The 7,859-nt window shown below is 45.7% G+C and carries 7 protein-coding genes and 1 tRNA gene; 2 read left to right on the forward strand and 6 right to left on the reverse strand.

Going from position 1 to position 7,859, the window contains the following annotated elements:
* The first annotated feature begins 507 nt into the window (after positions 1-507).
* Complete coding sequence (gene mrdA, locus O9290_RS12635; protein ID WP_288059703.1) at positions 508-2,382, forward strand: penicillin-binding protein 2; 1,875 nt, start codon at positions 508-510, stop codon at positions 2,380-2,382.
* Here mrdA and O9290_RS12640 read toward each other — a convergent pair.
* From O9290_RS12640 to O9290_RS12665, 6 genes are all read right to left on the reverse strand, one after another.
* On the reverse strand, positions 2,379-3,185 hold the full coding sequence (locus O9290_RS12640; protein ID WP_288023663.1) for a radical SAM protein: 807 nt from the start codon (positions 3,183-3,185) through the stop codon (positions 2,379-2,381). The genes mrdA and O9290_RS12640 overlap by 4 nt on opposite strands.
* A gap of 19 nt (positions 3,186-3,204) precedes the next feature.
* Positions 3,205-3,296: transfer RNA gene (locus O9290_RS12645), tRNA-Ser, on the reverse strand.
* 61 nt (positions 3,297-3,357) lie between these two features.
* A complete protein-coding gene (locus tag O9290_RS12650) occupies positions 3,358-4,077 on the reverse strand; it encodes a DevA family ABC transporter ATP-binding protein (protein ID WP_288059705.1) in 720 nt (239 codons plus the stop codon).
* An 18-nt stretch (positions 4,078-4,095) separates the two neighbouring features.
* Positions 4,096-5,268 carry an ABC transporter permease DevC gene (gene devC, locus O9290_RS12655; protein WP_288059707.1) on the reverse strand — a complete coding sequence of 391 codons (1,173 nt, stop codon included), beginning with the start codon at positions 5,266-5,268 and terminating at the stop codon, positions 4,096-4,098.
* Positions 5,269-5,402: 134 nt separating this feature from the next.
* Entirely contained in the window at positions 5,403-6,686 is a 1,284-nt protein-coding gene (locus O9290_RS12660; RefSeq protein WP_288059726.1) for an ABC exporter membrane fusion protein, read from the reverse strand.
* A gap of 31 nt (positions 6,687-6,717) precedes the next feature.
* Positions 6,718-7,290 (reverse strand): TetR/AcrR family transcriptional regulator, encoded by a 573-nt coding sequence (locus tag O9290_RS12665; RefSeq protein ID WP_288059728.1) that lies wholly within the window; start codon positions 7,288-7,290, stop codon positions 6,718-6,720.
* 135 nt (positions 7,291-7,425) lie between these two features.
* On the opposite strand from O9290_RS12665, the gene O9290_RS12670 reads away from it, so the two are divergent.
* Positions 7,426-7,716, forward strand: coding sequence for a DUF2288 domain-containing protein (locus tag O9290_RS12670; protein ID WP_288059730.1), 291 nt, complete (start codon positions 7,426-7,428; stop codon positions 7,714-7,716).
* Positions 7,717-7,859: the final 143 nt, after the last annotated feature.

The raw sequence follows: 7,859 nt of genomic DNA on the forward strand, positions 1-7,859 counted from the left end.
CTCATCTGGTCAATTACCTAATTTTCAGAGAAAAAGTCCCAGAATTTTCCCCCTATCTCTCCCACAACTGGTACTTTTTGATTGACAAAAAGTCTAAAAGTCTTACCCAACAAGGTTTTTAGATTTATTCAGCAAGCCCTACTTATTAACAATTCCTATCAAAGCTCTCTGACAGATTCTTACTGAGTATTTTTGAAAAATCAAGGCCAGTTGACAAAAGTTAAAATTTATCCCAGTATTTACACCTATTTTGTTAAGATATATTGCGGACTCCCTTAACTTTAGTCAAGAGAGGAGCTAAATCACCTAGTATTGCGTCCTTTTCAGTAACCAGTGAACAGTGAACAGTAACCAGTAACCAGTGACCAGTGAAAAGACATCAGGAAAGTGCTATTTAAAACTACTCACTTAATACTTCTTACTTAAAACTCAAATCTCATAACTGATGACTGATAACTGATAAATGATGACTGCCCTAATAACTTTTAAATTTTTAACTTTAAGCAAATGCGTAATAGCGGACTCCTATCAAAAACCAAAGTCAAACTGAAACGGAAAAAAACCCTCACCTCGCCGACGCGGCCAGGGCCGAATAAATTACAGAATAAAATCAAAGATAAAGAGCGTCTAGTCGGTCGTCAGCGTCAGTCATGGCTAATTATGGGATTAATTAGCATTGTCCTGCTAGGAGGAGTCGGCTCACGATTGGCCTATTTACAACTGCAGCAAGGACAAATTAACCGAGAAAGGGCAGAAAATAACCGGATTCGCATTCTTCCCAAACCCCCAGTCCGGGGCAACTTATTCGATCGCAATGGCAAAGTTTTGGCCACGGCCCGCTTAACCCATGCGGCCTATATTTGGCCCAAATCCCAGCGTAATCCCGCCCAAAAACTCAATCTTGACCGTTTAGCCAGTATTTTAGCAATTCCCAAAAGCGACCTAGAAAAACGCATTAACGAAGCGGACGAAAACCCCTCCACCCTGATCCGCATCGCTAGGGGTTTAACTCCGGCCCAAATTATCGCCCTAGAGGAATACAAGGACGAATTAACCGGCATTGAAGTGGACGTGGAATCAGTGCGCTACTATCCCAATGGTAAAATCGGGGCCCATATTCTCGGTTATACCGGGGAACTAACCCCAGAGGAATATCAAGCCAAAAGACCCCAGGGCTACCGGTTGGGAGATGTCGTCGGTAAAATGGGTGTAGAAGCCGCCTACGAGTCAAAATTGCGGGGAGAATGGGGAGGAATGCAGTTAGAGGTCAACGGATCGGGACAAGTAATCCAAATTCTCGGCCAAAAAATTGCTAAACCGGGGCAAGATGTCACCCTGACACTAGATTTAAAACTCCAAAAAGCCGCCGAGGCCGCTTTAGGAAAACGCAAGGGTGCGATCGTGGCGATCGATCCCCGGGATGGTTCCGTGCGGGCCATGGTCAGTTATCCTAGTTTTGATCCTAATGTTTTCTCAGCCCCAATTACCACCGCCACTTGGAAAAAACTACAAGCGGAGGGCAACCCGTTTGTTAACCGCGCTCTGCAAGGATTCCCCCCCGCTTCCACCTTTAAAGTCGTCACTGCCACTGCTGGCATGGAATCGGGTAAATTTCCGCCAAATACGGTCTTAAATACCTTTGCTGCCCTTTATGTGGGGGGGACAGCTTTTGGAGAATGGAATCACGCTGGTTTTGGTCCGATCGGTTTTGTCCGGGCCATGGCCATGAGTAGTAACACTTTTCACGGTCAAATTGGTCGCGGGGTGGGGGGACCGGCTTTAATTGCCACGGCTCGGCGCTACGGTTTCGGTCAGAAAACCGGGATAGAATTAGCGGAAGAAACTCCGGGGTTAATTGCCGATCGCGATTGGAAGCTGCGTAATTTTAAAAACTGGGATTGGTCCGTAGGGGATACGATTAATATGTCGATCGGTCAAGGATTTACCCTCGCAACTCCCCTACAGGTAGCTGTGATGTTTGCTGTCCCCGCTAACGGTGGTTTTTTGGTGAAACCGCACCTTTTACAGGATGCCCGGGATGTTAAGGAATGGCGCAAGTCTTTGAACATGAAACCTAGCACCCTAGACACCCTGAGAAAGTCCCTGAGAGCCGTGGTAGCGGAAGGAACGGGGCGGGCCCTATCGGACCCCGCTTTACCGCCTGTAGCGGGCAAAAGCGGCACGGCAGAAGCACCTCCCGGGAAGTCCCACGCTTGGTTTGGAGCTTTCGCACCCTTCGACAAGCCCGAAATTGTCGTGGTCGCCTTTGCGGAACATTCCGGCGGTGGTGGTGGTAAAGTGGCCGCACCTATGGTACGTCAGGTAATGGAGGCTTATTTTAATGTGAAGCCGAAAGAAGAAAAACCCCGGCCGAAGCCTTAGAGACCTGTGGCGGTAAGTGGCACACAGCGTACGGTAATTCCCGTGGCCGTGGCCATTTTTTGCGCCCAAATTGCCAATATTTCAGCGTTTACGGGTTTGAGAATTTGCATTCCGTCGGCAGCGGTGAGGGGATTATTACCGCGGGTTTCTAATTGTCTTTGTCTGGCCCGGGGACGGGTCGGGGTGTTAAGCTGAATTTCATCCGGTTGTAGCTGTTGCATCAAATCGATATACTGGTCTTGCTCTTGGGGCGACCAAGAGGACAGCACCATGGTTTGAATTGCTAGTTTTCCCGACCATTCTTGGCGAAATTGTCTTAATCCCGACCAACAACTCTGCCAATCCAGGCCGGGGACTGGACGGTTAACCCGTCGCCATTGGGACTCGGAAACAGCATCGATTTTAGCGGCGACGATATCAGCTTTGCTCAAGTCTTGACGCACTTGGGCATCTCCCAAAAGGGTACTATTGGTTAAGACCGCCACCGGCCGCCTGGTCATTTCCTTGACGGTGGCCAGTATTTCCCCTAAATTGAGGGCGAGGGTGGGTTCCCCGCTACCACTGAGAGTGACTATATCCACGTCCCAAGGGGCAAAAGTGCTTAAATCCCTGCTAATTTGTTCGCTAGTGATAAAAATTCTTCGCTGCTCGGTTTTTTGCTCAATTTCTCCTAACTGACAGTAGGCACAGTTAAAGGAACAGGTGGAAACTAAACCAATCGGATCAATGCCCAGAGAGCTGCCGAAGCGCCAAGAGGCAACCGGACCATATACGGAGCAGAAATAATCCTGGCGAGCAGTCATCGAAAATACCGAAAGAAGACGGAGAGGGAGGGATTCGAACCCTCGGTACGGTCTTACGATTCGTACAACAGATTAGCAATCTGCCGCATTCGACCACTCTGCCACCTCTCCAAGATGACATTATTTTAGTCTAACATGAAAGGCCGATTTTTGGCAAGTAATTTTTGGGCAGTTAATCGCCTAAACGACCATCCTCCATATTGACAATGCGATCGGCGATGTCGAGAATCCGGTTATCGTGGGTGACAAGTAAAATCGTGCAACCTTGTTCTTTTGCCAATTTCTGCATGATTTCCACCACATCGCGCCCGGATTGTTTATCTAAGGCCGCGGTCGGTTCATCAGCGAGGACTAATTTGGGATGACTGACGAGGGCGCGAGCGATCGCAACCCGTTGTTTTTGTCCCCCCGATAGATCATGGGGATAGTAATCAACGCGGTTGCCTAAACCCACTGACGCTAGAATTGCTGTGGCTTTTTGATCGAGATCTTGTTCTAAAAACTCCTCGTGCAGTTCCAAAGACATCCTTACGTTTTGTTTCGCTGTCAGGAATTTTAGTAAATTATGTGACTGAAAAATATAGCCAATTTGTCGGCGAATTTTCAGCATTTTGCCCTTACCAATTCCTAACATTTCTTGGCCGAGAATTTTTAAACTGCCCGCTTGTGCCGATCGCAAACCTCCCATTAAACTCAATAAAGTAGTTTTCCCCGATCCCGAAGGACCAGTCATAATCACTACTTCCCCCGCTTTAATTTCCAGATCGATATCGTATAAAACCTGTTTTCTTAATTCCCCCGTGCCAAAATAGTGATTTAAGCCTTTAATGGCAATTACGGGTTCATTAGGGCTAAAATCCCCTAATTCTCGCTCTTTTTGAAAAATCAGCATTATTTCACCCTTGATAGCTTAGAAAATATCGGCTGGATCTGCTGTCCTTAATTTGCCCATAGCGACAATTCCAGAGGCAATACACATAATAATTGTCAGGATTAAAACTTCGATCGCCCTAGCGGTAGTCATCACTATCGGTAAAAGTGTAGCGGAGGAAGCGAGATGATAAACACCGAGAGAAACGATAAACCCTGGTATATACCCCAAAACCGCTAGTAATAAAGCCTCTTGCATCAAAACCCCGACTAAATACCAATCACCGTAACCCATAGCTTTTAGGGTAGCGTATTCGGGTAAGTGATCGGTGACATCGGAATAGAGAATTTGATAGACAATGACGATACCGACGATAAAACCGACTACTGTACCTAAACCAAAGATAAAACCAATGGCTGTACCATTTGCCCAATAGGTTTTTTCCCTTTCAGCAAATTCTTTTAAAGTAAGGACAATTACTTCATTTTTAGGGAAAAGTGCCTGTAAATTGGCCTTAACTGCTTCGATATTTGCCCCCGGTTGCAGTTTCACCAGTCCTATATCGATTTCGTGGGGTTGACGTTCGGGAAAGAGCCTTAAAAAGGTAGAATCACTGCTAATGACGTTACCATCGGCAGCAAAGGAGGCACCAAGGGTAAAAATTCCCGCTACCTGTACCTCTTTTTTATTTAACTGAACTCTCAAATCGGGGTTTTTCTGGAGTAAATCGGCAATTGGACCGAATTCTGGCCTACCAGCTTGATCGTACAAGACGCGATTTAACATCTTCAGATCACTGGATTTTTGATTGACTTCTGGGAGAGTAAAAACCCGTTGACTGGGATCAAAACCAAAGACTAAAGTAGTTCTTTCTAGGGCAGTTTCGGGATTGCGCCACTGGGCAGAAGCAATATAAACTGAGGCTATAGATTGAATACCCTCGACTCTTTTAGCTTGGTACAAGCGATCGCGTGAGAAACTTTTCACCGCAAAGAGGGTGTCGAATTGGGGATTAATCAGGACTAAATCCGCATCGAGGACATAATGGGGTTTAACGGAAGCATCAAATAAGGCATCCCGAAACCCCAACTGCGTGAAGATTAAGAAGTCAGCAAAGGCAATCCCGGCAATAGCTACAATCAAACGGGTTTTCTCTCGCGTCACCTGTAACCAAGATAGGGGCGTTTTTTTGAATAGATGGGTTAGTTTCATTGGGTTTTGGGGTGTTGGGTGTTGGGGTGGTCACTGCGTGCGCGTTGCGGGGGGTTTTGGGGTTTTGGGGTGTTGGGGTTTTAGTTAAAATTCCCCACTTCCCCACTTCTCCACTTCCCCACTTCCCCTAAAACCTACTCATTGATAGCTACAGTTACTTGGGAATTGGTTAAACCTGCCACTTTTTGACTGTTTTTGCGATCTAAGGCAATATGGACAGAGATCACTTTGCGATCGAAGTTTTCTCCCGGTTGATTGCTGAAGATATTTTGTTGGTCAACTTTTAAAGCAATTAAGCGCACTTTTCCGCTAACTTCGCCCTTAAACGCCGATCCGGTAATCGTGGCAGTTTGTCCCTTGCGAATTTTCCCGATATCGCTTTGATAAATTTCGGCAATTACTTCCATGCGATCGGTTTCAGCAAGGTCAACAATTCCTTGATCGCTGATTTGTTCCCCGATACGGGTATTGACTTTAATCACTTTGCCGGTAATTGGCGATCGAATATAGGCCTGATTTAACTCGGTTTGGGCTTTTTTAACGGCAACTAGGGCAGCATTTACCTCCGCTTGGGCTGCCTGCACATCGACTCCCCGCACTTCTGAGACTTGATTTAAAGTGGATCTGGCCTCTTTGATCTGCTGTTGACCAGTGGATTCAATCCGGGCTAGGGTAGTCTTGGCTTCTTCTATCTCTTGTTTACCAGTGCGTTCAATCCTCTCTAGGGTAACTTTTGCTTCTGTGAGTTGTTGATTACTGGTTTCTAAATTCAATCTTTTACTATCAAAACTAGAGGCGGAAATTGCCCCTTCTTGATAGAGTTTTTCGTAGCGATCAAATTCAGCTTTGGCATTGCGATATTCTGCTTCTAATTTGCCAATTGTCGCTTTTTGGGCAGCCCTATCCCCTTCTAATTGCGCTGTTAATCTTTGGATAGTTGTCCGTTGGGTTGCTTGATCCCCTAACCATTGTGCCTCGATTTTCCGCACGTTAGCGGCATTAGCGTCGATTTCGCCGACTTTTGCCCCAGCTTTCACCTGTTCTAGCTTGGATGCGGCTACTTTCACCTGTTCTTGTGCCTGTCGCAGGTTATCCTCTAATCTTTCCTGACTTTCGAGAATGGCGATTATTTGTCCCGTTTTGACGCTATCTCCTTCATCGACTAATAATTGCTTGACTCGATCGGAATCAAGCAACATCGGGGCAGATATGCTGATAATTTCTGTCCTCGGTTCAATTCTGCCTAAAGCGGTGATTTTTTGCGGTGCGGGCGACGCAACTATAGGGGTTTTGGTTTCGGGTTTGGGGGCGACTTGGGAAAGACTATAAAAGGTGGTTACTCCTAATAATCCTGTGCCTAATACTATTAACCCGATAATTAACTTCTGATTGGGTTTTACAAAAGTTTTACCGTTCATAATTTTTTAGTTAATAAGTGATTGTTGGGGGTTAACAGTTTTTCTGCAAATAAGTAGTAATAATTTTACCTAATAATTCCATTTGTTCATCGATCACAATCTGTTCATTGCACCACAGGCGCTCTAATATCAGTCCATTAATAACGCTGACAACTAACCAAGCTACACTCGGATCGCTAATACCTAAAATCTCGATTACTGCCTGATGATAGCGGCGATCAACGCGCTCAAAAAATTGACTACGACGCAGTTCTTCTCGTCCTTGGTATTGAGAATAATCAATCCATAAGAATAATTGTTTGATGCAGGAATCCTCGCGATTAGTCATAAATTTTCCGAGAATTTTTAGCTTTTCTGTCAGGGTTTTTCCTCGATCGATCTCGGCTTTAGCTAATAAAACATCCTCTCGGCACATCTCCTCGACTAATTGCTCGAAAAGTGCCGCTTTACTGGGAAAGTAGTGGTATAGCGTTCCCGTGGACACTCCCAATCCTTGCGCTAATTCTCTCGTCGTCATGTCAGCATAGCCTTTCTCGGCAAAGAGTTCGGCACTTTTTAAGAGGAGTTCTTTTCGGTATTGTTCTGCATCTACTATCTTAGGCATAATTTTAATATCGAACGTTCGTTATATTTTAGCTTAACATTACTATAAATGGGGAAATCGGTCGTCCCTTTGCCTGTATGCTAGAAGAAGGGGATAATTCGTTATTGAGCGAGCTTTTTCGCAAGGATTGACAGTATGGGTAATATTCACGAGCAGTTATTAGAGGAATTAGCCGAAGTGGAGTGGAGTGACTTAATCCCCCATGCTCAAAGGGATGCGCTGATCGTGGTTTCGGATTCCCTCAATTTAATCGAAGTGGCAGAAGCGATCGCTGGTGATCAAGTTGTTCAAGTGCAGAATTGGATCGGGGAAAAACTACTAGAAAAACCGACACAGGAGCAATTAAGCGATTGGAATTCCCATCCCGATAACCTTTTTAATACACTAATCGTGCAACCTTTTGTGTTAATTCAGAGCATAGCTTAGATAAAACCAAACCCCCCAATCTTGTCGGATTGAGGGGTAGGAAAGAATAATCCTGGCATCGAGCTATTGTCCCGGTCGGCAACCCGACAAGTATCTTGGCCACGGTGAAGTTTCACAACCGAGTTCGGGATGGAATCGGAGTG

The sequence above is a fragment of the Microcystis sp. LE19-41.2A genome, from assembly GCF_027530405.1.
Lineage (GTDB): Bacteria > Cyanobacteriota > Cyanobacteriia > Cyanobacteriales > Microcystaceae > Microcystis > Microcystis aeruginosa.